Annotated in this window: 25 protein-coding genes, 1 rRNA gene and 2 pseudogenes; 21 read left to right on the top strand and 7 right to left on the bottom strand. The window is 75.1% G+C overall.

Annotation, left to right across the window (positions count from 1 at the left end; genetic code table 11):
- The first annotated feature begins 14 nt into the window (after window positions 1-14).
- The 3 genes from rrf (at window position 15) to OVA14_RS13380 (ending at window position 3,278) form a co-directional block, all read left to right on the top strand.
- Window positions 15-131, top strand: a 5S ribosomal RNA gene (gene rrf / locus OVA14_RS13390).
- Window positions 132-258: 127 nt separating this feature from the next.
- On the top strand, window positions 259-2,241 hold the full coding sequence (locus tag OVA14_RS13385) for a primosomal protein (RefSeq protein WP_267504303.1): 1,983 nt from the start codon (window positions 259-261) through the stop codon (window positions 2,239-2,241).
- Window positions 2,241-3,278 (top strand): HAD-IIA family hydrolase, encoded by a 1,038-nt coding sequence (locus tag OVA14_RS13380; protein ID WP_267504302.1) that lies wholly within the window; start codon window positions 2,241-2,243, stop codon window positions 3,276-3,278. Before OVA14_RS13385 ends, OVA14_RS13380 begins: the two co-directional genes overlap by 1 nt.
- Here the strand turns inward: OVA14_RS13380 and OVA14_RS13375 are convergent.
- Complete coding sequence (locus tag OVA14_RS13375; protein ID WP_267504301.1) at window positions 3,275-3,991, bottom strand: phosphotransferase; 717 nt, start codon at window positions 3,989-3,991, stop codon at window positions 3,275-3,277. The genes OVA14_RS13380 and OVA14_RS13375 overlap by 4 nt on opposite strands.
- A gap of 72 nt (window positions 3,992-4,063) precedes the next feature.
- Between OVA14_RS13375 and OVA14_RS13370 the strand changes: the two genes are divergently transcribed.
- The 5 genes and pseudogenes from OVA14_RS13370 to OVA14_RS13355 all read left to right on the top strand — a co-directional run bounded on the left by OVA14_RS13370 (window position 4,064) and on the right by OVA14_RS13355 (window position 6,907).
- Window positions 4,064-5,053 (top strand): NAD-dependent epimerase/dehydratase family protein, encoded by a 990-nt coding sequence (locus tag OVA14_RS13370; protein WP_267504300.1) that lies wholly within the window; start codon window positions 4,064-4,066, stop codon window positions 5,051-5,053.
- The gene (locus tag OVA14_RS13365; protein WP_267504299.1) at window positions 5,050-5,211 is read left to right on the top strand and encodes a hypothetical protein; all 162 of its coding nucleotides are present in this window, start codon (window positions 5,050-5,052) and stop codon (window positions 5,209-5,211) included. The genes OVA14_RS13370 and OVA14_RS13365 overlap by 4 nt, the downstream gene beginning before the upstream one ends.
- Window positions 5,204-5,293 (top strand): annotated as a pseudogene (locus tag OVA14_RS13975) (S4 domain-containing protein); the annotation flags it as partial. The gene OVA14_RS13365 and the pseudogene OVA14_RS13975, both read left to right, overlap by 8 nt.
- A gap of 112 nt (window positions 5,294-5,405) precedes the next feature.
- The gene (locus OVA14_RS13360) at window positions 5,406-5,993 is read left to right on the top strand and encodes a TlyA family RNA methyltransferase (RefSeq protein WP_420710666.1); all 588 of its coding nucleotides are present in this window, start codon (window positions 5,406-5,408) and stop codon (window positions 5,991-5,993) included.
- On the top strand, window positions 5,990-6,907 hold the full coding sequence (locus OVA14_RS13355; RefSeq protein WP_267504298.1) for an NAD kinase: 918 nt from the start codon (window positions 5,990-5,992) through the stop codon (window positions 6,905-6,907). Before OVA14_RS13360 ends, OVA14_RS13355 begins: the two co-directional genes overlap by 4 nt.
- A gap of 291 nt (window positions 6,908-7,198) precedes the next feature.
- Here OVA14_RS13355 and OVA14_RS13620 read toward each other — a convergent pair whose 3' ends face one another.
- Window positions 7,199-8,050, bottom strand: coding sequence for a hypothetical protein (locus tag OVA14_RS13620; RefSeq protein WP_324288019.1), 852 nt, complete (start codon window positions 8,048-8,050; stop codon window positions 7,199-7,201).
- Window positions 8,051-8,093: 43 nt separating this feature from the next.
- On the opposite strand from OVA14_RS13620, the gene OVA14_RS13615 reads away from it, so the two are divergent.
- From OVA14_RS13615 to xerD, 4 genes are all read left to right on the top strand, one after another.
- The gene (locus OVA14_RS13615) at window positions 8,094-8,630 is read left to right on the top strand and encodes a hypothetical protein (protein ID WP_324288018.1); all 537 of its coding nucleotides are present in this window, start codon (window positions 8,094-8,096) and stop codon (window positions 8,628-8,630) included.
- Between the two features lie 92 nt (window positions 8,631-8,722).
- Window positions 8,723-10,360: a CTP synthase gene (locus OVA14_RS13345; protein ID WP_267505601.1), complete on the top strand. Its 1,638-nt coding sequence runs from the start codon at window positions 8,723-8,725 to the stop codon at window positions 10,358-10,360.
- Window positions 10,360-10,986, top strand: a complete 627-nt coding sequence (locus OVA14_RS13340; protein WP_267504297.1) for an NUDIX domain-containing protein — start codon at window positions 10,360-10,362, stop codon at window positions 10,984-10,986. The genes OVA14_RS13345 and OVA14_RS13340 overlap by 1 nt, the downstream gene beginning before the upstream one ends.
- A gap of 58 nt (window positions 10,987-11,044) precedes the next feature.
- On the top strand, window positions 11,045-11,956 hold the full coding sequence (gene xerD / locus OVA14_RS13335; RefSeq protein WP_267504296.1) for a site-specific tyrosine recombinase XerD: 912 nt from the start codon (window positions 11,045-11,047) through the stop codon (window positions 11,954-11,956).
- A 14-nt stretch (window positions 11,957-11,970) separates the two neighbouring features.
- On the opposite strand, the gene OVA14_RS13330 is transcribed toward xerD, so the two are convergent.
- A complete protein-coding gene (locus tag OVA14_RS13330; protein ID WP_267504295.1) occupies window positions 11,971-12,453 on the bottom strand; it encodes a GNAT family N-acetyltransferase in 483 nt (160 codons plus the stop codon).
- 149 nt (window positions 12,454-12,602) lie between these two features.
- On the opposite strand from OVA14_RS13330, the gene OVA14_RS13325 reads away from it, so the two are divergent.
- From OVA14_RS13325 to der, 7 genes and pseudogenes are all read left to right on the top strand, one after another.
- Window positions 12,603-13,451 (top strand): ParA family protein, encoded by an 849-nt coding sequence (locus tag OVA14_RS13325; RefSeq protein ID WP_267505600.1) that lies wholly within the window; start codon window positions 12,603-12,605, stop codon window positions 13,449-13,451.
- On the top strand, window positions 13,435-14,328 hold the full coding sequence (locus tag OVA14_RS13320; RefSeq protein WP_420710598.1) for a segregation and condensation protein A: 894 nt from the start codon (window positions 13,435-13,437) through the stop codon (window positions 14,326-14,328). The genes OVA14_RS13325 and OVA14_RS13320 overlap by 17 nt, the downstream gene beginning before the upstream one ends.
- The gene (scpB, locus tag OVA14_RS13315) at window positions 14,321-14,929 is read left to right on the top strand and encodes an SMC-Scp complex subunit ScpB (protein WP_267504294.1); all 609 of its coding nucleotides are present in this window, start codon (window positions 14,321-14,323) and stop codon (window positions 14,927-14,929) included. The genes OVA14_RS13320 and scpB overlap by 8 nt, the downstream gene beginning before the upstream one ends.
- A 30-nt stretch (window positions 14,930-14,959) precedes the next feature.
- The gene (locus OVA14_RS13310; RefSeq protein WP_420710597.1) at window positions 14,960-15,712 is read left to right on the top strand and encodes a pseudouridine synthase; all 753 of its coding nucleotides are present in this window, start codon (window positions 14,960-14,962) and stop codon (window positions 15,710-15,712) included.
- Between the two features lie 35 nt (window positions 15,713-15,747).
- Window positions 15,748-16,829 (top strand): annotated as a pseudogene (locus OVA14_RS13305) (prephenate dehydrogenase).
- A complete protein-coding gene (cmk, locus tag OVA14_RS13300) occupies window positions 16,826-17,491 on the top strand; it encodes a (d)CMP kinase (protein WP_267504293.1) in 666 nt (221 codons plus the stop codon). The pseudogene OVA14_RS13305 and the gene cmk overlap by 4 nt, the downstream one beginning before the upstream one ends.
- Window positions 17,484-19,028, top strand: coding sequence for a ribosome biogenesis GTPase Der (der, locus tag OVA14_RS13295; protein WP_267504292.1), 1,545 nt, complete (start codon window positions 17,484-17,486; stop codon window positions 19,026-19,028). The genes cmk and der overlap by 8 nt, the downstream gene beginning before the upstream one ends.
- An 85-nt stretch (window positions 19,029-19,113) precedes the next feature.
- Here the strand turns inward: der and OVA14_RS13290 are convergent, their stop codons facing one another.
- The 3 genes from OVA14_RS13290 to OVA14_RS13280 form a co-directional block, all read right to left on the bottom strand.
- Entirely contained in the window at window positions 19,114-20,100 is a 987-nt protein-coding gene (locus tag OVA14_RS13290) for a (p)ppGpp synthetase (protein ID WP_267504291.1), read from the bottom strand.
- Between the two features lie 8 nt (window positions 20,101-20,108).
- The gene (gene pdxY, locus OVA14_RS13285) at window positions 20,109-20,960 is read right to left on the bottom strand and encodes a pyridoxal kinase PdxY (RefSeq protein ID WP_267504290.1); all 852 of its coding nucleotides are present in this window, start codon (window positions 20,958-20,960) and stop codon (window positions 20,109-20,111) included.
- A 137-nt stretch (window positions 20,961-21,097) separates the two neighbouring features.
- Complete coding sequence (locus tag OVA14_RS13280; protein WP_267504289.1) at window positions 21,098-21,715, bottom strand: GyrI-like domain-containing protein; 618 nt, start codon at window positions 21,713-21,715, stop codon at window positions 21,098-21,100.
- A 76-nt stretch (window positions 21,716-21,791) separates the two neighbouring features.
- On the opposite strand from OVA14_RS13280, the gene OVA14_RS13275 reads away from it, so the two are divergent.
- Together OVA14_RS13275 and OVA14_RS13270 are read left to right on the top strand one after the other, a co-directional pair.
- Entirely contained in the window at window positions 21,792-22,232 is a 441-nt protein-coding gene (locus OVA14_RS13275) for a hypothetical protein (protein ID WP_267504288.1), read from the top strand.
- Complete coding sequence (locus OVA14_RS13270) at window positions 22,229-22,543, top strand: MarR family winged helix-turn-helix transcriptional regulator (RefSeq protein WP_267504287.1); 315 nt, start codon at window positions 22,229-22,231, stop codon at window positions 22,541-22,543. Before OVA14_RS13275 ends, OVA14_RS13270 begins: the two co-directional genes overlap by 4 nt.
- Here OVA14_RS13270 and OVA14_RS13265 read toward each other — a convergent pair.
- Window positions 22,540-23,811 carry an MFS transporter gene (locus OVA14_RS13265; protein WP_267504286.1) on the bottom strand — a complete coding sequence of 424 codons (1,272 nt, stop codon included), beginning with the start codon at window positions 23,809-23,811 and terminating at the stop codon, window positions 22,540-22,542. The genes OVA14_RS13270 and OVA14_RS13265 overlap by 4 nt on opposite strands.
- Between the last annotated feature and the right edge of the window lie 119 nt (window positions 23,812-23,930).

Below are 23,930 nucleotides of genomic sequence, written 5' to 3'. Positions count from 1 at the left end.
AGCATCGATAGTGTTTCGGCGGCCATAGCGAGAGGGAAACGCCCGGTCACATTCCGAACCCGGAAGCTAAGGCTCTCAGCGCCGATGGTACTGCAGGGGGGACCCTGTGGGAGAGTAGGACACCGCCGGACTTTCTTTGAGGAAGGGGCCCCAGAACGATCTGGGGCCCCTTTCGTCATTTCTGGGACGAATCGCATCGGCCTTCGCGCCGGTCATACAGGGCTGCGCGCGACCGCGCGCGATGGGAGCATGGGCACCGTGAACGAGCGCGCAGGACGAGGCGACGACGATCGCCGTGCACCCCGAGACGGCGATCGCCGGCCCGACCGCGACGACCGCCCCCGCCGCGACGACCGGCCCCGCCGCGACGGCGGCAGGCCCTTCGGCGAGCGAGGCCAGGCCGACCGGCCCCAGCGCGATCGGAAGCCCCTGCGCCCCGGCGACCGCGGCTACCGCCCCGGCGGCGACCAGCGCGACGGCGAGCGCCGTCCGTACGGCGACCGGCCTCAGCGTGACGGGGAGCGCCGCTCCTACGGTGACCGTCCGCAGCGCGATGGTGAGCGCCGTCCGTACGGCGACCGTCCGCAGCGTGACGGGGAGCGCCGTCCGTACGGCGACCGTCCGCAGCGCGATGGTGAGCGCCGCTCCTACGGCGACCGGCCGCAGCGCGACGGCGAGCGCCGCTCCTACGGCGACCGGCCGCAGCGCGATGGTGAGCGCCGCTCCTACGGCGACCGGCCGCAGCGCGATGGTGAGCGCCGTCCGTACGGCGACCGTCCGCAGCGCGATGGTGAGCGCCGTCCGTACGGCGACCGTCCGCAGCGCGATGGTGAGCGTCGCTCCTACGGCGACCGTCCGCAGCGCGATGGTGAGCGTCGCTCCTACGGCGACCGTCCGCAGCGTGACGGGGAGCGTCGCTCCTACGGCGACCGGCCGCAGCGTGACGGGGAGCGTCGCTCCTACGGCGACCGTCCGCAGCGCGATGGTGAGCGTCGCTCCTACGGCGACCGTCCGCAGCGCGACGGGGAGCGCCGTCCGTACGGCGACCGTCCGCAGCGCGACGGCGATCGCCCCCGCCGTGGCGACCAGGATCGCCGCGACTCGCAGCGCGAGCGCAACCAGGGCCCGCAGCGCGACGCCGCCCGGCCCGGACGCGACTTCGACAAGCGCGGCACGGGCTCGGGGGAGAGCTTCAAGCAGGTGCGCGACGAGGACGACGGCGCCCCGGCGCTGCCCGAGGACGTCGCGCCCGAGGACCTCGACATCGGTGCCCGCGCGCAGCTGAAGACGCTGACGAAGGAGAACGCGGAGTACGTCGCGAAGCACATGGCGATGGCCTCCCGGCTCATCGACGACGAGCCGCAGCTCGCGCACGAGCACGCGCTCGCCGCGTCGCGTCGCGGCGGCCGCATCGGCGTGGTGCGCGAGACGCTCGCGATCACGGCCTATCAGCTGGGCGACTTCGCGCTCGCGCTCCGCGAGCTGCGCACCTACCGTCGCATCACCGGCCGCGACGACCAGCTGCCGCTCATGGCCGACTGCGAGCGCGGCATGGGCCGGCCCGAGCGTGCGCTCGAGCTGGCGCGCTCCGTCGATCCCTCGACGCTCGAGACGGGCGTGCGCGTCGAGCTCGCGATCGTGAAGTCGGGCGCGCGGCTCGACCTCGGGCAGACGGAGGCGGCGCTCGAGGAGCTGCGCATCCCGGAGCTGCGCAAGGACAAGGCGTTCGAGTACAGCCCGGCGCTCTTCGCGAGCTTCGCGGGCGTGCTCGAGGAGCTCGGTCGCGATGCCGAGGCAGCCGAGTGGTACGCGCTCGCCGACCGTGCGATCGACGCGCTCGAGGCGGCCATGGCGCCGGGCGAGCTCGAGTCGATGCAGATCACGAGCGAGCGCATCGAGCAGCCCGAGGATGCCGAGGCGGCGGTCGAGGAGGGCATCTCGATCGAGGACGAGGTCGAGGAGCTGCTCGCCGAGGACGACGCGCCGGTGTCGGCCACGGCGGACGAGGCGGGCCCCGAGGGCGAGGCGGCTCCCGATCCCGAGGTCGCTGCGGAGCCCGGCGACCTGCCCGTGGTCGAGGCAGAGGTCGAGGCAGCGGCAGCGGCAGAGGCGGCCCCGGCGGCCGAGGCCGCGGAGCCCGAGCTGCACCCGACCGACGGCACCGTGACCTCCGCCGACGCGGACGCGCTCTTCGGCGACGAGCTCATCGAGGGCCACGACGCCGACGAGGGCCGTCGCTGATGGGGCTGTTCTCGAAGACGGCGCCTGCGCAGCCGACGCCGCTCGACGGCATCGATCGCCTCTACCTCGACCTCGACGGGGTCGTCTACCAGGGGCCCGACGCCATCCCGCACGCGGTCGAGAGCATCCTCGCCACGGGCCTGCCGGCCTCGTACATCACGAACAACGCCTCGCGCACCGACGTGGAGGTCGCCGAGCACCTGGCCTCGTTCGGGCTGCCTGTGCAGCCCGAGGACGTCGTGACGAGCCCCCAGGCGGCCATGCGGCTGCTCGCGCCCCACCTCGCGCCCGGCGACGCCGTCATGGTCGTGGGCGGCCAGGGCATCGTGGCCGAGATCGAGGCGCGCGGCTGGCGCGTGGTGCGTTCCGCGGCCGAGCAGCCCAAGGCGGTCGTGCAGGGCTTCCACCCCTCGGTGGGCTGGAAGGACCTCGCGGAGGCCGCGTTCGCGCTGCGCGCCACGCCCGGAAGGTCCGAGATCCCCTGGATCGCGACGAACACCGACTGGACGATCCCCGTCGCCGGCGGCATCGCCCCCGGCAACGGCACGCTCGTCTCGGCCGTGCACACCGCCGTCGGCCGCCTCGCGGAGGTCGCGGGCAAGCCCGAGACCCCCATCTACGACGTGGCTCGCGAGCGCTACGCGCCGAGCGCCGCGGCCATGATCGGCGACCGCCTCGACACCGACATCCTCGGCGGCCGCCGTGCCGGCATCCGCACGATCCTCGTGCTCACGGGCATCGACCGCGGCGCGAGCGCCATCGGCGCCGACGAATCGATGCGGCCCGACCACATCGTGCAGGACCTCCGCGACCTGCAGCAGCCGATCGCGCCGCTCCGCGAGACCTTCGAGCGCTCCACGGGCGACACGTACTTCGAGGTCGGGCGCGCCGCCGTGCGCCGATCCGGCATCGACATCGCCCTCGTGCGCGAGGGCGAGCGGCCCGTCGACACCATCCGCGCCGCCTGCGCGGCCGTGTGGACCGCCGACCGGCCGGTGCTGGGCCTCCGGATCGACGACGCGCTCCTCGCGCTCTAGACCGCGTCCGCCCCCGGCGCATCCCAGCGCGCCCGCCACGCCGCGATCCGCTGCGCGTCGGGCGCGCTGCCGTACGCGCGCCAGAACGCCGGCTCGCCGTCGCCCAGGCCGTTCCAGTGCAGCGACCAGCTGGCGACCGCGAGATCGGACCAGCGCTCGCCCACGCCGAGCCGCGCCATGTCGACGAGGCCCGCGAAGGCGCCGTCGGCGATGAGCGTGTTCGGCGCGCACGGGTCGCCATGGCAGACGACGGGATCCTCGGGCGCACCGGCGCCGCGCGTCCAGTCGGGCGCGGCGAACGGGCACGCCTCCACGGCCAGCGCGTGGAGGCGGCGGAGCCCCTCGCCGAGCGCGGCGGCCCCGGCGCCCGGATCGCGCAGCCCCGCGGCCGAGACGACGGAGGCGGCGTCGATGGCCGCGGTCACGAGGAGCTCGCCACCGCGCTCGCTCCGCGACTCGAGCACGAGCGGGGCGGGGAGGCGGCCCGCGAGCCAGCCCAGCCGCAGCGCCTCCTCGGCGAGCGACTCGCCGCTGCCGGCCGGGTTCCACTTGGCGTAGACGGCGCCGCCCGCGCGGTCGATGCGCGCCGTGAGGCCGCCTGCGGCGTTCCGCCACACGAGCTCGACGGGGTCGTGGCCCGCGAGCCGCGCGATCGCGGGCGGCACGGGCGTGCCCGCGGGCGGGGGCGCGGCGAGGTCGGAGGGCGAGGGCACCCGACGACGCTAGCGGCTCCGCCCACGGCGAACCGGCTGGACGAGAGGCGGCCGGGGCGCTTGCATGGCGGCATGGCAGCGCAGCGCGTCCTCGTCCTCGGCGGCACACGGTGGATCGGGCGAGCGGTCGCAGCCGCGCACGCCGCCCGGGGCGCCGAGGTCGTGTGCCTCGCCCGCGGCGAGGGCGGCGACCTCGCGCCGGGCACGCGGCTCGTCGCCGGCGACCGAGACGCGGCGGACGGCTACGCCGGGCTCGTCGACGAGGCGGCCTTCGACGAGGTGGTCGACGTCACGCGCGTTCCGGCCCACGCGGCCTCCGCGCTCGACGCGCTCGCCGACCGCGCCCGGCACTGGACCTTCGTCTCCTCGGTCTCCGCCCAGCGGCTCGAGGGAGCGCCCGTCGGCGCCGACGAGGACGACGACCTCGTGCCCGAGGACCCCTCGGGCGAGGACTACGGCGGCGCGAAGGCGTGGATCGAGCGGGTGCTGCGCGAGCGGCTCGGGGAGCGCCTCGCGATCGTGCGCCCGGGGCTCGTGGGCGGGCCGGGCGACGAGAGCGACCGCTTCGGCTCCTGGGTCGCGCGCGCCGCGATCGCGGGGCACGGTCCGCTCCTCGTGCCGTCGCGCGACCAGCCCACGCAGACGATCGACGTCCGCGACCTCGTGCGCTTCCTCGTCGAGGTCGCGCCGGGCCGCAGCGACCTCGTGAACGCCTTCGGGCCCGTCGTCGGCCTCCACGCGCTCGTCGAGGCAGCGCGCGCCGTCGCGGGCCACGCGGGGCCCGTCGTGCTCGCGGACGACGCGGCGCTCGACGCCGCCGGGATCGGGCACTGGGCGGGGCCGGAGGGCATGGGGCTGCGCCTGCCCGAGGAGCTCGAGACCCACGCGCAGCGCTCCGCGGCCCGCTACCTCGCCGCCGGCGGCGAGCACCGATCGCTCGACGGGATGCTCCGCGACGCGCTCGAGGACGAGCGGGCACGCGGACTCGACCGCGAACGGCGCACAGGCCCCTCGCGAGCCGCCGAGCTGCGGGCGGTCGCTTCGCTAGCCTCGGGGGCATGACCGACCCGACCGCCAGCGCCCCCGAGCGCCTCGACGCCGTCGACGGCCTCGTCGACGAGCTCGACCTCATCGAGCAGCAGCCGCTCGAGGAGCGCGCCGAGCACCTCGCGCGCGTGCACGACCGGCTCCAGGCAGCGCTCGGCGCGGTGCGTGGCTGACGCGCCGCGCCTCGACCAGGCGCTCGTCGAGCGGGGGCTCGCCCGCAGCCGCAGCCAGGCGCAGCAGCGGATCGCCGAGGGCCTCGTGACCGTCGACGGCCGCCCGGCGCTCAAGGCGAGCGCCCGGGTGCCGGGATCGGCGACGGTCGCGGTCGCCGGCGACGACGCGTGGGTCTCGCGCGCCGCCCACAAGGCTGCTCGCGGCGCTCGATGCCTTCCGCGTCGACCCCGCAGGCCGCGTCGCGCTGGACGCCGGGGCGAGCACGGGCGGCTTCACGCAGGTGCTGCTCGCGCGCGGTGCGGCGCACGTGACCGCGCTCGACGTCGGCCACGGGCAGTTCCAGCTCGACGCGGCCGCGCTGCCGGTGACGCTCGTCGAGGGCGCGAACGTCCGCGACCTCGCGCCCGGCTGGCTCGACCCCGCGCCGACCGTCGTCACCGCCGACCTCTCGTTCATCTCCCTCGAGCTCGCGATCCCGCCGCTCGCGGGCGTCGCGGCCGACGGCGCCGACTGGATCGTGCTCATCAAGCCGCAGTTCGAGGTGGGCCGCACGGGCGTGCGCGAGGGCATCGTCACCGATCCTGCGCTGCGCGCGCAGGCGATCGACCGCGTCCTGTGGGCCGCGTGGGACGCGGGCCTCGGCACGGCTGGGCTCATCGGCAGCCCCATCGCGGGCGCGCGGGGCAACGTCGAGTACCTCGCGCACCTCTCGGCGGCCCGGGGCGCGAATCCGACAGAATGGCGGGACGAGGCGGCCAGGCTGGCGGAGGGGGCACGATGAGCGCACGCAGGTTCCTGCTCGCGTTCCACCCCGGCCGCGCGGAGGCGGTCCAGACGGCCGCGAGCATCGCCGCGCGCCTCCTCGACGCGCAGGTGACGCCCGTCGTGCTCGCGGAGGACCGCGACGTGCTGCTCGCGGCGCGGGCGGGGCTCGACGCCGTCGAGCCCTACGCGGCCGAGGCGCCGGCCGCGGCCGACGCCGGGGCGATCGAGCTCGTCATGACCCTCGGCGGCGACGGCACCATCCTCCGCAGCGCCGAGCTCCAGCGCGCCACGGGGGCGCCGCTGCTCGGCATCAACCTCGGCCACGTCGGCTTCCTCGCCGAGGCCGAGGTCGCCGACACCGCCGAGGTCGTCGAGCGCGCGCTGCACGGCGACTACGAGGTGGAGGAGCGGCTCACGCTCCGGATCCGCGTGCTCGTGGGCGGCGAGCTCGTGCACGAGACCTGGGCCGTCAACGAGGCGGCGATCGAGAAGTCGGGCTCCGGCCGCATGATCTCGACCCTGCTCGAGATCGACGGCCGCCCCATCTCCTCCTTCGGCACCGATGCCGTGATCCTCGCGACGCCCACGGGCTCCACGGCGTACTCGTTCTCGGCAGGCGGGCCCATCGTCTGGCCGACCGCGGAGGCGATGCTGCTCGTGCCGCTCGGCGCGCACGCGCTCTTCACGCGCCCGCTCGTCGTGGCCCCCACCTCGACCCTCGCGGTCGAGATCGCCCAGGACTCCACGAGCGAGGCGACGCTGTGGTGCGACTCGCGCCGGTCGTTCCCGCTCCCGCAGGGCTCGCGCGTCGAGGCGACCCGCGACGCGACGCCGCTGCGCCTCGCGCGGCTCTCTCGCGCGCCGTTCGCCGACCGGCTCGTGGCGAAGTTCCACCTGCCGGTCGAGGGCTTCCGGAGGCCGCGCCCGTGACCCGCCTCGATGAGCTGACGATCCGCTCGCTCGGCGTCATCGACGACGCGCGCGTGCCGATCGGCGCCGGCTTCACCGCCATCACCGGCGAGACCGGAGCGGGCAAGACGATGGTCGTGCAGGCGCTCGCACTGCTGCGCGGCGAGCGCGCCGACGCGGGGGTCATCCGCGCGGGCGCCGACCGCGCCGCGGTGCAGGGAGTGTGGCTCGTCGACGACGAGGCCGCGACCGAGGTCGTCGAGGACGCCGGCGGCACGATCGAGGAGGGCGAGCTCATCCTGGGCCGCGCGCTCAGCCGAACCCCCGAGGGCGCCGCGCGCTCGCGCGCGCAGGCGGGCGGGGCCGCGGTGCCCGCGGGGCTGCTGCGCGAGGCTCGCCGACCGCCTCGTCGCCGTGCACGGCCAGGCCGACCAGCAGCGGCTGCGCTCGGCCGAGGCGCAGGCCGACGCGCTCGACCGCGCCGCGGGCGCGCCGCTCGCCGAGGCGCTCGCCGAGTACCGGCGCGAGCACGAGGCGTGGCGCGCGGCCGACGAGGCCGCCCGCGGGCTGCGCGCGGCGCACGAGGCGCGGGCAGCCGAAGCCGTCGAGATCCGCGAGCGGCTCGAGGCGCTCGAGGCCGCGGATCCGGCACCGGGGGAGCAGGACGCGCTCGCCGCGCTCGCGCACCGGCTCGAGCACGCGGAGGGCCTGCGCCAGCAGCTCGCCGAGGCGCACGGCGCGCTCGCGAACGACGACGACGCGCCCGATGCCGTGACGCTCGCCGGCCACGCCCGCAGGCTCGTCGAGCGAGCGGCGGGCGACGACGCGGCGCTCGCCGAGACCCTCGACCTGCTCGTGCAGGCGGACGCGCTGCTGCAGGAGGCGTCCTCCTCGATCGTGAAGGCGCTCGACGACCTCGAGCGCCCCGAGCGGAGCCTCGACGAGGTCCAGGAGCGCCGCGCGGCGCTCGCCGCCCTCGAGCGCCGCCTCGCACGCCCGCTCGACGAGGCGCTCGAGGCCGCGCCGCAGGAGGCGCTGCGGCTCGTCGAGCCTGGAGGGCGACGACGCCGAGCTCGCGCGGCTCGACGCAGACGCCGAGGCGCGGCTCGCCGCGGCCGTCGCCGTCGCCGACCGGCTGAGCGCGCTGCGCGCCGAGGCCGCCACGCGCCTCGAGGCGGCCGTCGGCGAGGAGCTGCGCGCCCTCGCGATGCCGAGCGCGCGGCTCGTGGTCGAGGTCGCGCGGGCCGAGGGGCTCGGGGCCTCGGGCCGCGACCGCGTCACGATGCTCCTCGCGCCGCACCCGGGCGCAGAGCCGCGGCCCATCCAGAAGGGCGCCTCCGGCGGCGAGCTGAGCCGCATCATGCTCGCGATCGAGGTGGCGCTCGCGGACGACAGCGTGCCCACGATGGTCTTCGACGAGGTCGACGCGGGCGTCGGCGGCGCCGCCGCCATCGAGATCGGCCGCCGGCTCGCGCGGCTCGCCGAGCGGTGCCAGGTGATCGTCGTCACGCACCTCGCGCAGGTCGCGGCCTTCGCCGAGAGCCAGGTGCGGGTCGAGAAGGGCACCGACGGCCGCATCACCGCCTCGCAGGTCGCGCCCGTCGAGGGCGACGACCGCCTCGCCGAGCTGGCCCGCATGCTCTCGGGCACCGCCTCCGAGACCGCCCTCGCCCACGCGCGGGAGCTGCTCGACGACGCGCGCGGCACGCGGGCGGTCGCAGACAACGGGCCGGGCGTGGGATAGGCTCGAAGCCCGTGAACCACGTTGCGCCCGACGCCCCGTCCACGGCCCCCTCGGCCCCGCAGCCCGCGACCCCCGCCAAGGTCACGAAGCAGATCTTCGTCACCGGCGGCGTGGTCTCCTCGCTCGGCAAGGGCCTCACCGCCGCCTCGCTCGGCAACCTGCTCACGGCGCGCGGCCTGCACGTGGTCATGCAGAAGCTCGACCCGTACCTCAACGTCGACCCGGGCACGATGAACCCGTTCCAGCACGGCGAGGTCTTCGTGACCGACGACGGCGCCGAGACGGACCTCGACATCGGCCACTACGAGCGCTTCCTCGATGTGAACCTCTCGCAGGCCGCCAACGTCACCACGGGCCAGATCTACTCGCGCGTCATCGAGCGCGAGCGGCGCGGCGAGTACCTCGGCGACACCGTGCAGGTCATCCCGCACATCTCGGACGAGATCAAGCGCCGCATGCGCCTGCAGGCCGAGGCCGACCCCCAGCCCGACGTCATCATCACCGAGATCGGCGGCACCGTCGGCGACATCGAGTCGCAGCCCTTCATCGAGGCAGCCCGCCAGGTGCGCCACGAGCTCGGCCGCGGCAACGTCTTCTTCGTGCACGTCTCGCTCGTGCCGTTCCTCGGCGCCTCGGGCGAGCAGAAGACGAAGCCGACGCAGCACTCCGTCGCGACGCTCCGCTCCATCGGCATCCAGCCCGACGCGCTCGTGCTGCGCTCCGACCGCCCCGTCTCGGAGTCGAACCGCCGCAAGATCGCGCTCATGTGCGACGTCGAGGAGCGCGCGGTCGTCAACGCGATCGACGTGCCCTCGATCTACGACATCCCCTCGATGCTGACCCGCCAGGGCCTCGACGACGTCATCATCGGCCAGCTGCAGCTCGACGCGGGCGACGTCGACTGGACGCGCTGGCAGCCCGTGCTCGACGCGGTGCACCACCCCAGGCACACGGTCACGATCGGCCTGGTCGGCAAGTACATCGACCTGCCCGACGCCTACCTCTCGGTCACGGAGGCGCTGAAGGCCGGCGGCTTCGCGAACCAGACCAAGGTCGAGATCCGCTGGGTGCCGAGCGACGACTGCCTGACGCCCGAGGGCGCCGCGCAGGCGCTCGGCGACCTCGACGGCATCATCGTGCCCGGCGGCTTCGGCATCCGAGGCATCGAGGGCAAGCTCGGCGCGCTGCGGTTCACGCGCGAGAACGAGATCCCGACGCTCGGCATCTGCCTCGGCCTCCAGTGCATGGTCATCGAGGCCGCGCGCAACCTCGCCGGCATCGAGGGCGCCTCCTCCACCGAGTTCGACGAGGGCACGCCCGCGCCCGTCATCGCGACGATGGCCGAGCAGATGCAGCACATCCACGGCGGCGACCTCGGCGGCACGATGCGCCTGGGCCTCTACGAGGCGACGCTCGCGGAGGGCTCGCTCGCCGCGCGCCTCTACGGCGAGCCGGTCTCGTTCGAGCGCCACCGCCACCGCTACGAGGTGAACAACGAGTACCGCGAGCAGATCGCCGCCGCGGGCCTCGCCTTCAGCGGCCTCTCGCCCGACGGGAACCTCGTCGAGTACGTCGAGCTGCCCGGCCACCCGTTCTACATCGCGACGCAGGCGCACCCGGAGCTGCGCAGCCGGCCGAACCGCGCGCACCCGCTCTTCCGCGGCCTCGTCGAGGCCTCGCTCGAGCGCCAGCGCGCGTCGAAGCTCTTCGACGAGACCGACGAGGACTGATGGCCGCCGCGGCCGGGATCGGCGACGAGCTCGGCCGCAGGCCCGTGCTCGCGCGCGAGCAGCTGTTCGCGGGCCGCATCTTCGACGTCGAGGCGCAGGAGTTCGAGCTCGGCGGCGGCCGCATCCGCCGCGAGGTGCTCGTGCACCCCGGCGCCGTCGCGGTCGTGGCGGTCGACGAGCACGACCGGCTCTGCCTCGTGCACCAGTACCGCCACCCCGCGGGCGGCACGCTGTGGGAGCTGCCCGCGGGCCTGCTCGACATCGACGGCGAGGGGCCGCTCGCGGCGGCGCAGCGCGAGCTGGCCGAGGAGGTCGACCTCGTCGCCGACCGCTGGCAGGTGCTGCTCGACCTCTCGACCACCGGCGGCGGCTCGACCGAGATCATCCGCGTCTACCTCGCCGAGGGCGTGCGCGAGGCGCCGGAGGCGTTCGCGCGCACCGACGAGGAGGCCGAGATGGAGCGGCGCTGGGTGCCGCTCGACGAGGTCGTCGACGCCGCGCTCTCGCTGCGGCTCCACAACGCCACGCTCCTCGCCGCCGCGCTCGCGCTCCGGGCGCTCCGCGACGCCGGCCGCGCCGCCCATCCCGCCGACGTGCCGTTCGACTGGCACGCGGCCGGCCGCTGATGGGGCAGCGCCGCCGCGCCGGCGCCGTCGGGACCTCGCCGAGGGCTCGGCGCTGACCGTGGCGCTCGCGCCCGCGCGCGCCGTCGAGCGGCTCCTGCGCGAGCTCGCGATCGAGCGCGGGCTCTCGGCGCACACCGTCGCCGCCTATCGCCGGGACCTCGCCGGCTACATCGCCGTGCTCGAGGCGCGCGGCGTCGAGGACGCCGCCGCGATCTCGGCCGCCGACGTCGCGGCCTACCGCGCGGCGCTCGCGGATCGCGGGCTCGCCGCATCCTCCGTCGCCCGGCACCTCTCGGCCGCGAAGGCGCTCCACCGCTGGCTCGTCGAGGAGCGGATCGCGGTCGAGGACGTGGCGCGCGACCAGCGGCCGCCGAAGCAGGCGATGCGGCTGCCCAAGGCGCTCTCGGTCGCGCAGGTGACGGCGATGCTCGAGCGCGCGGGCGGCGACGACCCGCAGGGGCTGCGCGACCGCGCGCTGCTCGAGCTGCTCTACGCGACGGGCGCGCGCATCTCGGAGCTCGTGGCGCTCGACGTCGACGACGTGCCGGCGGCCGACGACGCGGTCGGCCTCGTGCGCGTCACCGGCAAGGGCGCGAAGCAGCGGCTCGTGCCCGTCGGCTCCTACGCGCGGGCGGCGCTCGACGCGTGGCTCGTGCGCGGGCGCCCGGCGATCGCGGCGAAGGGCCGGGGCGGGCCCGCCCTGCTGCTGGGCGCGCGCGGCGGCCGCCTCTCGCGGCAGGCGGCCTGGGACGTCGTGCAGCGCGTCGCCGAGGCGGCGGACGTGCCGAGGGTCTCGCCGCACTCGTTCCGCCACTCGTTCGCGACGCACCTGCTCGAGGGCGGCGCCGACGTGCGCGTGGTGCAGGAGCTGCTCGGGCACGCCTCCGTCGCGACGACGCAGATCTACACGCACGTCACGGCCGACACTCTCCGCGACATGTACACGAGCGCGCACCCGCGCGCCCGCTGACGCCCCGTCGCGCCTCAGCGCTCGGGGATCGCGGCGTCGGCGTGCAGCGAGCGCGGGTTCGCGCGGAAGCCCGCGCGCTCGTAGACGGGGATCGAGGCGGGGCTCGCGTGCACGGTGACGTGCTCGAGGCCGCGCTCGCGCGCCTCGGCGAGCACCGCCTCCGCGAGCCGCCGGCCGATGCCCGCGCCGCGGCGCTCGGGCACGACGAAGCAGCTCTGGAGGTCGCCCGAGCGGCGCTCGAGCGCGCCGGGCGTCGGCACGCGCGCCGTGATCGCGAGCCAGGCGCAGCCGATGACGGCGCCGTCGGCCACCGCGACCATCGGCACGTGCGAGTCGGCATGCGCGCGCGACCAGGCCGCGGCCTCGGCGGCGTAGGCGGCCGCGGCCTCCGAGGCGGCTTCGACGTCGCCGCCGTGCTCGTGGGCCATGCGCCAGCGCAGCAGCGCGACCGCCTCGAGCTCCGCATCCCTCGCCCGTCGCACCTCGACCGCGCCCATGCGGCCATGGTCGCACGGCGCCCGGACGCCATCGCGAGCGCATTGAGCCTCAACCTGAGGTTGAGATACACGCCGCTCCGGCCTGCGGCCCGCCGGGGGAGCGGCTTCCTAGACTCGGGGACGTGAACCGCGACGACACCCTGGCAGGCATGGAGGCGCCCGCGCTCGGGCCGACCGGTCGGCCGAGCCGCGACTTCGCGGTGCCCGCGCCGCTGCGCAGCCACGGGCCGGCGCGCATCATCACGATGTGCAACCAGAAGGGCGGCGTCGGCAAGACGACGACCTCCATCAACCTCGGCGCGGCCGTGGCCGAGTACGGCCGCCGCGTCCTCGCGGTCGACTTCGACCCGCAGGGCGCGCTCTCGGCGGGCCTCGGCATCGACAACCACGACGCGACGACGATCTACGACCTGCTGCTGAACCCGCGCCTCGACCCGCGCGAGGCGATCCAGCAGAGCTCGGTCGAGGGCCTCGACGTCATCCCCGCGAACATCGACCTCTCGGCCGCCGAGGTGCACCTCGTCAACGAGGTCGCGCGCGAGCAGATCCTCTCGCGCGTGCTGCGGAAGGTCGCCGACGACTACGACCTCATCCTCATCGACTGCCAGCCCTCGCTGGGGCTCCTCACCGTCAACGCGCTCACGGCCGCGCACGGCGTGCTCATCCCGCTCGAGAGCGAGTTCTTCGCGCTGCGCGGCGTCGCGCTGCTCAAGGAGACGATCGACAAGGTGCAGGACCGCCTGAACCCGGCGCTGCACCTCGACGGCATCCTCGTGACGATGTACGACGCGCGCACCCTGCATGCGCGCGAGGTGATGGACCGCGTCGTCGACGCCTTCGGCGAGACGGTGCTCGACACGGTGGTGCGCCGCACGGTGAAGTTCCCCGACGCCTCCGTCGCCGGGGTGCCCGTGACGCAGTTCGCGCCCGACCACGCGGCCTCCGACACCTATCGCCAGCTCGCGCGCGAGCTCATCGCCCGTGGCGCCATCGCCTGACGTCGGGGAGGCCTCCGCCGCCGTCGAGGCGCCGGAGGCCGAGGCGGGCATCGCCGCCGGGGGCGAGGCCGACGCGACCGGCGCCGAGGAGCGCCGAGGCTTCCGGCTCGCGCTCGACAACTTCGACGGCCCCTTCGACCTGCTGCTGACCCTCATCGGCAACCGGTCGATGGACGTGACCGAGATCGCGCTCGGGCGCGTCACGAACGAGTTCATCGCCTACGTGCGCACGCTCGACACGCAGGAGGAGCTGGAGCAGGCGAGCGAGTTCATCGTCGTCGCGGCGACGCTGCTCGACCTGAAGATCGCCTCGCTGCTGCCCGCGGGCGACGTGGTCGACAGCGAGGACGTCGCGCTGCTCGAGGCGCGCGACCTGCTCTTCGCGCGCCTGCTGCAGTACCGCGCGTTCAAGCAGGCAGCGGCCTGGATGGCGGACCGGATCGGCGCCGAGTCCGGCAGGCACGCCCGCTCGGTGCGGCTCGAGGAGCGCTTCCGGCAGCGCACCCCGGAGCTGCGGTGGACGCTCTCGGCCGACGACTTCGCGGCGCTCGCGCTGCTCGCGCTCACGCCGCGCGAGATCCCGACCGTGGGGCTCGGCCACCTGCACGCCCCGCTCGTGTCGATCCGGGAGCAGGCCGCGCACATCGTCGCGACGCTGCGCTCGGCCGGCACCACCACCTTCCGCGAGCTCATCGCGGGGGAGGCGACGCGCGGGGTGGTCGTGGCGCGCTTCCTCGCCGTGCTCGAGCTCTACCGCCACGCCGCCATCGCCTTCGAGCAGGTCGAGCCGCTCGGCGAGCTCTCGATCACCTGGACGGGCCACGACTTCCGCGACGAGGACCTCGTGAGCTTGGGGGCAGACTATGACCATGCATGAGACGGCCGAGGCGGGGGAGCAGGCGGTCGCTGACCGCTCGCACCTCCCGCTCGAGCGGCGCATCGAGGCGATCCTCATGGTCGCCGACGAGCCGCAGGGCGCCGTGCACCTCGCGACGTCGCTGCGAGCTCCCGTCACGGCCGTGAAGGCCGCCATCGAGGCCCTCCGCGCCGACTACGACGGCGAGGCCGTCGGCGACCGAGCGCCCGGACCGGAGCGCGGCTTCGAGCTGCGGGAGGTCGGCGGCGGCTGGCGCATCTACGTGCGCGAGGCCTACGACGCCGACGCGGCCGACTTCGTCCTCACGCAGACGCCCACGCGCCTCTCGCAGGCGGCGCTCGAGACGCTCGCCGTCATCGCCTACAAGCAGCCGATCACGCGCGGCGCGGTCGCCGCGATCCGCGCCGTGAACGTCGACTCGGTCGTGCGCACGCTGCTCGGTCGCGGGCTCGTGCGCGAGGCCTTCGCCGACGCCGAGACCGGCGCCATCCACTACGAGACCACCGAGCTGCTGCTGACGCAGCTCGGTCTGAACTCGCTCGAGGAGCTGCCGCCGATCTCGCCGCTGCTGCCCGACGGCGAGGAGGAGACGAGCCTGTGACGGAGACGACCCTGTGACGGAGACCCGCCTGTGAACATCGCCGATCCCGCATCCGAGGGCGAGCGCCTCCAGAAGGTGCTCGCCGCCGCCGGCGTCGCCAGCCGTCGCGTCGTCGAGCAGATGATCGTCGAGGGCCGCATCGAGGTCGACGGCCGCATCGTGACCGAGCTCGGCACGCGCATCCTGCCCGAGGCGCGCGTGCGCGTCGACGGCACCGCGGTGCAGCTCGACACCACGAAGCGCTACCTCATGCTGAACAAGCCCACGGGCGTCGTCTCGACGATGGCCGACGAGCAGGGGAGGCCCGACCTCCGCCGCTTCACGGACGAGATCGAGGAGCGGGTGTACAACGTCGGCAGGCTCGACGCCGAGACCTCGGGCCTCCTCGTGCTCACGAACGACGGCGAGCTCGCGCACGTGCTCGCGCACCCGTCCTTCGGGGTCGAGAAGACGTACGTCGCGAAGGTGCGCGGCGCGGTCGACCAGCGCACGATCCGCCGCCTCCTCGACGGGGTCGAGCTCGAGGACGGCGAGATCCGCGCCGACGCCGCGCGCGTCGTCGGGCGGCCGTCGCAGGGGCACTCGATGGTCGAGCTCACCCTGCACTCCGGCCGCAACCGCATCGTGCGACGCATGCTCGACCACGTCGGCCACCCCGTCGCCGAGCTCGTGCGGCGCAGCTTCGGCCCGCTCCACCTCGGCACCCTGCGGTCGGGGTCGATGCGCGAACTCACTACGATGGAGCGCGGTGCCCTCCTCACGCTCGCGAGGTCGGCACGGTAGGCACGCCGACAGGCTGAGCAGGTGAGGAGACCGCTGTGACCCACCGACTCCGCGGTCCCGTCCGCATCGTCGGCACCGGGCTCCTCGGCACGTCGATCGGCCTCGGCCTCGCCCGCCGCGGCGTCGAGGTGCAGCTGGCCGACGCGAGCCCCACCGCGATGCGGCTCGCCGCCGACTACGGCGCGGGCCGTCCGGCGCAGCCCGGCGACCGGCCGGAGCTCATCGTCGTGGCCGTGCCGCCGGACGTGACGGCGGAGGTCGTCGCGCGCGAGCTCGCCGACTTCCCGGATGCCGTCGTCACCGACGTGGCCTCCGTCAAGGCCGTGCCGCTCGAGCAGCTGCGCGCGCTCGGCGCCGACGTCTCGCGCTACCTCGGCTCGCACCCCATGGCGGGCCGCGAGCGCTCCGGCGCCCTCGCGGGCTCCGGCGACCTCTTCGTGGGCCGCCCGTGGGTCATCGCCGGGCACGACGCGATCTCCTACGCGCGCGGCAGCCTGGTCGACGACCTCGTCCTCGACCTCGGCGCCGTGCCCATCGAGTCGACGCCCGAGGACCACGACCGCGCCGTCGCGATCGTCAGCCACGTGCCGCAGCTCGTCTCGACGCTCATGGGCGCGCGGCTCGCCGACGCGCCCGACGAGGCGCTGCGGCTCGCGGGCGGCGGCGTGCGCGACGTCACGCGCGTCGCCGGCTCCGACCCCGCGCTCTGGATCCAGATCCTCGGCGCCAACGCGCCCGCCGTCGTCGAGCAGGCCTGCGCGCCCTGCAGGCCGACCTCGCCGCCGTGGTCGACGCGCTGCAGGACGTCGACGCGGCCGGCAGCCGCCGCGCGCTCGCCGACGCGCTCGTCGCGGGCAACGAGGGCGTCGCCCGCCTGCCCGGCAAGCACGGCTCGCACGCCCGCTACGTGCCCGTGCAGATCCGCGTCGACGACCGGCCCGGCGAGCTCGCGCGCCTGCTCGTCGACATCGGCGAGGCCGAGGTCAACCTCGAGGACGTGCGGCTCGACCACGCGGAGGGCGCGCAGTTCGGCGTCGCCGAGATCACGGTGCTGCCGGAGGCCGTTCGCCCGCTGCACGAGGCGCTCGAGGCGCGCGGCTGGCAGGTGGTCGCATGAGCACCGTCGTCGCGATCGACGGGCCCGCGGGCTCCGGCAAGTCGTCCGTCGCGCGCGCCGTCGCGCGCGCCGTGGGCTTCCGCTTCCTCGACACCGGCGCCGCCTACCGCGCGATCGCGTGGCTCGTGGGCGAGCGCGGCGGCTCGACCGACGACGAGGCGACCGTGGTCGCGGCGCTCGACGCGCTCGGCACGCTCGAGCTCACGATCGACGCGAGCGGCGAGCGGGTGGCGATCGACGGCCACGACGTCACCGAGGCGATCCGCACCGAGGCCGTCTCGGCCGCCGTCTCCGGCGTGGCGCGCGTCGCCGCCGTGCGGGAGGCCGTGAACGTGCGCTTCCGCGAGATCATCCGCGCCGCCGAGCCCGGCATCGTGGCCGAGGGCCGCGACATCACGACCGTCGTCGCGCCCGACGCCGACGTGCGCGTGCTGCTCACCGCGGCCGAGGAGGTGCGCATCCGGCGCCGCTTCGGCGACGTCGGCGGCGACGAGGGGGCCGTGGGCGCACGCCTGTCGGCCCGGGATGCGGCAGACTCGAAGGTCGTCGACTTCCTCAGCGCCGCCGAGGGCGTGACGGTCGTCGACTCGACCGACCTGACGTTCGACGAGACGGTCGAGGCCATCGTGCGCCTCGTCACCGAAGCGAGGGACCATGACTGACACCAACGACCGCCCCGAGACCGAGGCGGACGCCGTCGACGAGCTCGACGCCGCCGAGGCGCTGCCCGCCGAGCCGCGCGAGCGGCTCGAGGACGACGACACCGACCTCGCCCGCACCTCCGCGCTCCGCGCCGGCCTCGCCGACTACGAGCTCGACGACGAGGATGCGGCGCTCCTCGAGTCGCTCGAGGGCGACGACGACGGCTACCAGGTGCTGCCGGCGCTGCCCGTGCTCGCGATCGTCGGGCGCCCGAACGTCGGCAAGTCGGCGCTCGTCAACCGCATCCTCGGCCGCCGCGAGGCGGTCGTCGAGGACACGCCGGGCGTCACGCGCGACCGCGTGTCGTACAAGGCCGAGTGGCTCGACCGCCGCTTCACGCTCGTCGACACGGGCGGCTGGGAGCCGGACGCGCGCGGCATCGACCGCTCGGTCGCGCAGCAGGCGGAGATCGCCGTCGAGCTCGCCGACGCCGTGCTCTTCGTCGTCGACGTCAACGTGGGTCCGACCTCGACCGACGAGCACGTCGTGCGCATGCTCCGCCAGTCGGACCGCCCGGTGATCCTCGTCGCGAACAAGTCCGACGACGCCCGCCACGACCTCGAGGCCGCGGCGCTGTGGAGCCTGGGCCTCGGCGAGCCGCGCCCCGTCTCGGCGCTGCACGGCCGCGGCGTCGCCGACCTGCTCGACGCCGCGATGGAGGTGCTGCCGGAGGTCTCGAAGGTCGCCAAGGAGGAGATCGGCGGCCCCCGCCGCGTCGCGATCCTCGGCCGTCCGAACGTCGGCAAGTCGAGCCTGCTGAACAAGGCGGCGGGCGAGGAGCGCGTGGTCGTCAACGAGCTCGCGGGCACGACGCGCGACCCGGTCGACGAGCAGATCGAGCTCGCGGGGCGCATCTGGCGCTTCGTCGACACCGCCGGCATCCGCCGCCGCGTGCACCTGCAGCAGGGCGCCGACTTCTACGCGACGCTGCGCACGCAGGCGGCGCTCGAGAAGGCGGAGGTCGCGGTCGTGCTCATCGACGTGACGGCGCCGATCTCGGAGCAGGACGTGCGCATCGTCGATCTCGTGCTCGAGTCGGGCCGCGCGCTCGTGCTCGCCTTCAACAAGTGGGACCAGCTCGACGACGAGCGCCGCCGATACCTCGAGCGCGAGATCGAGCAGGACCTCGCGCACGTCGACTGGGCGCCGCGCGTCAACATCTCGGCACGCACGGGCCGTCACCTCGAGAAGCTCGTGCCGGCGCTCGAGCTCGCGCTCGAGTCGTGGGACACGCGCATCCCCACGGGCAAGCTCAACGCCTTCATCGCCGACATCGTCGCCGCCCACCCGCACCCGCTGCGCTCGGGCAAGCAGCCGCGCATCCTGTTCGCGACGCAGGCGGGCACGCGGCCGCCGACCTTCGTGCTCTTCACGACGGGCTTCCTCGACCCGCAGTACCGCCGCTTCATCCAGCGCCGCCTGCGCGAGGACTACGGCTTCGAGGGCTCGCCCATCGTGGTCAACATGCGTGTGCGGGAGAAGCGGCAGCGGCGGTAGCCGCTGCCGCAGGAGGTCCTTTCGGACCTCCTGCCCGCGCACGCCGAGGCCGTCTCGGCCGAGGGCGGGAGCAGCGGCAGCGGCGCTAGTCCTCCGCGGCGCGCTCGTCGAGCCGCGCGAGCGACTCCGCGGGCACGAAGAAGACCCCCGCGGGCTCCTCGATGGCCTGCACGCGCAGCGTCATGCCGACCTCCAGGTAGTCCTGCACCGAGACGTAGCCCTCGGCGCCGGCGCTCGAGCGGACGTTCTGCCCGCGGATGAGGCCGCGCTGGCCGGTCTCGTCGACGGCGAGCGCGAAGCGCGGCCCGGTCGAGACGACCTGCACGGTCGTCGGTCGCTGCCACGCGACGGATCCGCTCGTCGCGGCGGGCGCCGCAGGGGTCGCGGGCGCCTCGAGCGTCGACTCGATCTCGCTCGCGAGCGTGCCGGCGAGCCGGTCGACCTCGCGCAGCAGGTTGGCCATCGTCTCAGCGATCGACTGGTGGAACTCGCCCGCGCGGAGCGCGCCGCCGGGCTTGTAGAGGTCCTCGTGGGTGAGCTCGCTCCAGGCGTCCTGCAGGCGCGTCTTCACCTGCACCTCCACGATGACGGGCTCGGCGCCGTCGGCCACGGCCACCTCGAGTTCGTAGTGCAGCGCTCGGTAGCCGCTCGGCTTCGGCACGGCCACGTAGTCCTTCTTCGCGAGCACTGCGATCCCCGCCCCGGGGCCCTGGGCCTCGAGGTGGCGGTCGAAGAGCATCTGGTCGCGCTCCGACTTGCAGAGCACCTTGACGCCCACGACGTCGCGCACGACGCGCTCGACCGCGAGGTCGTCGTCGGCGTCCGCCGCGGGCCAGGGCTCGCCGGCCGCGAGCAGGCGCCGCAGCTTCGCGACCGTGCGGTCCTGCTCCTTGATGCGCCCGGGCGCGACGTCGAGGCGCGACTCGTCGCGGCCGAGCAGGGCGTCGGCGCAGAGTGCGCGCAGCCACGCCTCGACGGCGCGCTGCGCCTCGTGCCACAGCGGCCGGCGCGCACGGTAGGCGTGCCGCACGGCCGCCTCGAGCTCGGCGACCTCGACCTGCTCCACGCCCATCGGCCCCGCTACCGCACCTGTCGGGCCTGGAACTGCAGGCGGGGGTGGGCGAAGGCGTCCTGCGCCTGCACGAGCCGCAGCTCGCGCTCGCCGGAGTCGAGGGTCGCCTCGAGCAGGTCGAAGACGCTCGACGCGGTGCGCTCGAGCGCCGTGGCCGCCGAGCCGGTCTCGCGGTAGTGCGCGGTGAAGACGGCGCTCGTGACATCGCCCGAGCCGTTCGCCTTGAACGGCAGGTGCGGCGTCTGCACGATCCACGCGCCCTCGTCGTCGACGGCGAGCATCTCGATGGTGCCGTCCTCGCGGTCGGGGCGCAGCACGCTCGTGACGAGCACGGTGCGGGGCCCGAGGTCGCGGACGCGGTCGGCGGACTCGAGCGTCGAGGCGACGGTGTCGGGCTCGGTGTCGGTCATGAAGCCCAGCTCGAACTGGTTGGGCGTCAGGATGTCGGCGTGGGGGAGCGCGCGCTCCTTGATGAGCGGCGGGATCGCGGGCGCCACGAAGCAGCCCGACTTCGCGTTGCCCATCACCGGATCGCACGTGTAGGTGGCCTCCGGGTTCGCGGCCTTCACGCGCGCGACCGCGTCGACCACGACGTCGACGAGCTCCTCGCCGCCCAGGTAGCCCGAGAGCACGCCGTCGACGGTGCCGAGCACCCCGCGCTCCTCGATGCCCGCCACGACCGCGCGCACGTCGTCGGCGGGGATGAGCGGGCCGCCCCACGAGCCGTAGCCCGTGTGGTTCGAGAAGTTGACGGTGAGCACCGGCCACACCTCGTGCCCGATGCGCTGCAGCGGGAAGACGGCGGCGGAGTTGCCGACGTGGCCGTAGGCGACGTGCGACTGGATCGACAGGAACCTCATGTCCCGATCATCCCACTGGCGCGCGCCGGCTCGGGCCCGGCCCTGCGGATGCGGCGTCCTGCACGGCATCGGCGCACCGCAGGCCGTCCCCGAGAGCCTCGGCACGCGTGGCGCCGCTCGCCGTCCTCGCAGGGGGGTCACGCGAGCGCGACCGGCTGCCGCAGGATCGTCCGCAGCCGCTCGGGGGCCGCGCGGCGCGCGTCGCCGAGGTAGACCTCGTGGTGGCGCCCGTCGGGTCGGAGGCCGAGGGAGGGCAGCACGCGCTCGTGGAGCTCGGCGAGCACCGGCCCCTCGTCGTCGTAGGGGCCCACGTGCAGCGTCTGCACGCACCGCCCCTCGTCGAGCACCGCGAGCCGGGCGAGCGCCGACGCCGGTCCGCGACCCCTCGCCGCGACCTCGGCGCGCGCACGCTCGAGCTGCTCCTCGTCGACCCAGTCGGGCTGGGCGATGAGCATGGTCCAGCGCCACGCGGCCTTGTCCCGCCGCGTCGTGAAGGAGGCGAGGTCGTCTGCGTCCCAGAGGCCCTCGAGCGGCATCACGACGTGGTCGACGCCGAGGTCGCGCCGGCCGATCGCCTTCAGGGCGTACGCGAGCGGGAAGAGCGTCGCGAGCGCGTCCCGGTACGAGGGCGACGCGTTGGGGTCGCCCTCGCCGTCGATCGCGACGACTCGCTGCGGCGGCAGCTCGAGGAGGTCGAAGCGGTCCTGGCGCGCGCGGTAGCCGGGATGCGCTCGCTTCAGGTCTGTCGTCGCCACGCGGCGATCGTGCCACCGCGGGCCGAGGATCGGTCGATCGTTGCCATGGCGGAAAGCATCCGATATGGTTTCCATCATGGCAACGAACGAGCTCGCGCCCCGCCCCTCGCCGGCCGAGGCCAGGACGGCGCTCGAGGGCGCCGCCGGCGCGCGCCGCGCCGTGCAGGACCTCCCGTGGCCGGCCTGGCTGCTCGTCGTCAACGCGCTCGGGCTCGGGCTGCTCGGGCTCTCGCCCCTCGCGGCCTCGGGCGATGCCCCCGGCGCGCTCGCGCCGTTCCTCGTCGGCGGCGCGATCGCCGCCGCCAACGTCCTGGTCGGCATGCGCCTCGGCGCCCCCTGGGCGGTGCCCTCGAGCCGTGGGTTCCGGGTCGCGTTCGCCGTCGCCTGGACCCTCTCCCTCGGCACGATGCTCCTCGCGCTCGCGCTGGGGCCCGCGTGGCCGGTCTTCGCGGGGGCCGCCGCGACCACGCTCGTGGCGGCGGTCGCGATGGGGCTCCAGCGGCGGGGCGCGCGGTGACGGGCCTCGACGCCGTCATCCATCCTGCGCATCGGCTGCAGCTGTGCGCGATGCTCGCGGCGGGCGGCAGCGTGGAGCTCGCGCTCGTGCGCGAGCACCTGGGCCTCAGCCCCTCGGCGCTCAGCAAGCAGGTCTCGGCGCTCGTCGACGCCGGCTATGTGCTGCAGGAGCGCGGGGCGCTCGACTCGCGGCGTCACTGGCTCTCGCTGACGCCCGCGGGGCGCGCCGCGTTCGCCGCGCACGTCGCGGCGCTGCGCGAGATCGTCGCGGCCGCGGATCGCCCGCTCGCGCCCGAGGCTCGGCGGGCCTAGCGCTCGACGACGCGGATGCCCGCCGTCGTCGGGCCCGCGACGGTCGCCACGACCGGCACGGAGGCCGTGTCCGGCGCGCCGCGGCGATCGGTCGCGATCGACCACAGCGCGAGCGCGAAGCCGACCGCGGCCATCGCGGCCCCCACCCACGCGGGCGCGAGGTAGCCGAGGCCGCCCGCGATGACCGCGCCGCCGAGCGCGGCGCCCAGCGCGTTCCCCACGTTGAACGCGGCGTGGTTCGTGGCCGCGCCGAGCAGCTCGGCGTCGCCCGCGATGCCGATGATGCGCGCCTGGATCGTGGGGATGAGCACGGAGCTCGTGAGGCCGAGGAGGAAGGCGAGCACGAAGAGCGCGACCGGGTCGGTCGCGAGCAGCGCGAAGAGCACGAGCACGACGAGGAAGCCCGAGAAGCCCGCGACGATCGTGCGGCGGAGGCTGCGGTCGGCGGCCCAGCCGCCGATGACGTTGCCGATGGTCATGCCGACGCCGATCGTCGCGAGGAGCCAGGCGATCGCGCCCTCGGGCAGCTGCGCGGCGCGCGTGACGAGCTCGGCCGCGTAGGAGTAGACGGCGAAGAAGCCGCCGAAGCCGATGCACGCGACCGCGATCATGAGCCACAGCCGCGGGCTGCGGAAGGCGCGCAGCTCCTTCGCGGCGCTGCGGCTGGGGTCGCCCGGCACGTGGGGCAGCACGCGCCACGCGAGCACGAGCGTGACGAGGAAGATCGCGGCGACGCCCGCGTAGGTCCAGCGCCAGCCGGCGACCTGGCCGAGCCAGGTGCCGAGCGGCACGCCGATGACGTTCGCGATCGTGAGGCCAGAGAGCGCGAGCGCGACGCCCGCGCCCTGGCGGCCCGGGCCCATGATGCGGGCGGCGAGCAGCGAGGCGACGCCGAAGTAGGCGCCGTGGGGGAGCGCGGCGAGGAAGCGCGCGGCGACGGTGAGCTCGAAGCTGGGCATGAGCCCGGAGGCGAGGTTCGCGACGGCGAAGGCGGCGACGAGCAGCAGCACGAGCGTGCGCTGCGACATCCGGGCGGCGAGCGCGGCCACCGTGGGTGCGCCGACGACGACGCCGAGGGCGTAGGCGGTGATGAGGTGGCCGGCCTGCGCGATGCCGACGGCCGGGTCGGCGCCGTAGGCGGGCACGAGGTCGGCGGCGGCGAGCGGGAGGATGCCCATGGTGGCGAACTCGGTGGTGCCGATGCCGAAGCCGCCGAGGGCGAGCGTGAAGAGGGCGAGCGTGCGCCGCGCGGGGGAGAGGTGCTGCATCGCTGTCAGACAATACCGGTACAGATGAGGCGGAGCCAGGCCCGTCCGGGCCTGGAGGCCCGAGCGGAGCCGAGGTCGCGCCGCGGCGCGCGGGTTGCTACGCTCGTGAGGTAAGGCTT

The sequence above is a fragment of the Agrococcus sp. SL85 genome (assembly GCF_026625845.1).
Lineage (GTDB): Bacteria > Actinomycetota > Actinomycetes > Actinomycetales > Microbacteriaceae > Agrococcus.
The sequence above is the reverse complement of the archived record's forward strand: the minus strand, read 5'-3'. Positions and strand labels throughout refer to the sequence as shown.

What these genes read in the sequence shown, in the direction of transcription:
- OVA14_RS13325 (WP_267505600.1), top strand. Translation starts at nt 12,603, where the DNA reads ATGGAGGCGCCCGCGCTCGGGCCGACCGGTCGGCCGAGCCGCGACTTC.
- der (WP_267504292.1), top strand. Translation starts at nt 17,484, where the DNA reads ATGACTGACACCAACGACCGCCCCGAGACCGAGGCGGACGCCGTCGAC.
- OVA14_RS13290 (WP_267504291.1), bottom strand. Translation starts at nt 20,100, where the DNA reads ATGGGCGTGGAGCAGGTCGAGGTCGCCGAGCTCGAGGCGGCCGTGCGG.
- cmk (WP_267504293.1), top strand. Translation starts at nt 16,826, where the DNA reads ATGAGCACCGTCGTCGCGATCGACGGGCCCGCGGGCTCCGGCAAGTCG.
- OVA14_RS13370 (WP_267504300.1), top strand. Translation starts at nt 4,064, where the DNA reads ATGGCAGCGCAGCGCGTCCTCGTCCTCGGCGGCACACGGTGGATCGGG.
- scpB (WP_267504294.1), top strand. Translation starts at nt 14,321, where the DNA reads ATGCATGAGACGGCCGAGGCGGGGGAGCAGGCGGTCGCTGACCGCTCG.
- OVA14_RS13355 (WP_267504298.1), top strand. Translation starts at nt 5,990, where the DNA reads ATGAGCGCACGCAGGTTCCTGCTCGCGTTCCACCCCGGCCGCGCGGAG.
- OVA14_RS13340 (WP_267504297.1), top strand. Translation starts at nt 10,360, where the DNA reads ATGGCCGCCGCGGCCGGGATCGGCGACGAGCTCGGCCGCAGGCCCGTG.
- OVA14_RS13365 (WP_267504299.1), top strand. Translation starts at nt 5,050, where the DNA reads ATGACCGACCCGACCGCCAGCGCCCCCGAGCGCCTCGACGCCGTCGAC.
- pdxY (WP_267504290.1), bottom strand. Translation starts at nt 20,960, where the DNA reads ATGAGGTTCCTGTCGATCCAGTCGCACGTCGCCTACGGCCACGTCGGC.
- OVA14_RS13380 (WP_267504302.1), top strand. Translation starts at nt 2,241, where the DNA reads ATGGGGCTGTTCTCGAAGACGGCGCCTGCGCAGCCGACGCCGCTCGAC.
- OVA14_RS13615 (WP_324288018.1), top strand. Translation starts at nt 8,094, where the DNA reads ATGCCGAGCGCGCGGCTCGTGGTCGAGGTCGCGCGGGCCGAGGGGCTC.
- OVA14_RS13330 (WP_267504295.1), bottom strand. Translation starts at nt 12,453, where the DNA reads ATGGGCGCGGTCGAGGTGCGACGGGCGAGGGATGCGGAGCTCGAGGCG.
- OVA14_RS13265 (WP_267504286.1), bottom strand. Translation starts at nt 23,811, where the DNA reads ATGCAGCACCTCTCCCCCGCGCGGCGCACGCTCGCCCTCTTCACGCTC.
- OVA14_RS13275 (WP_267504288.1), top strand. Translation starts at nt 21,792, where the DNA reads ATGGCAACGAACGAGCTCGCGCCCCGCCCCTCGCCGGCCGAGGCCAGG.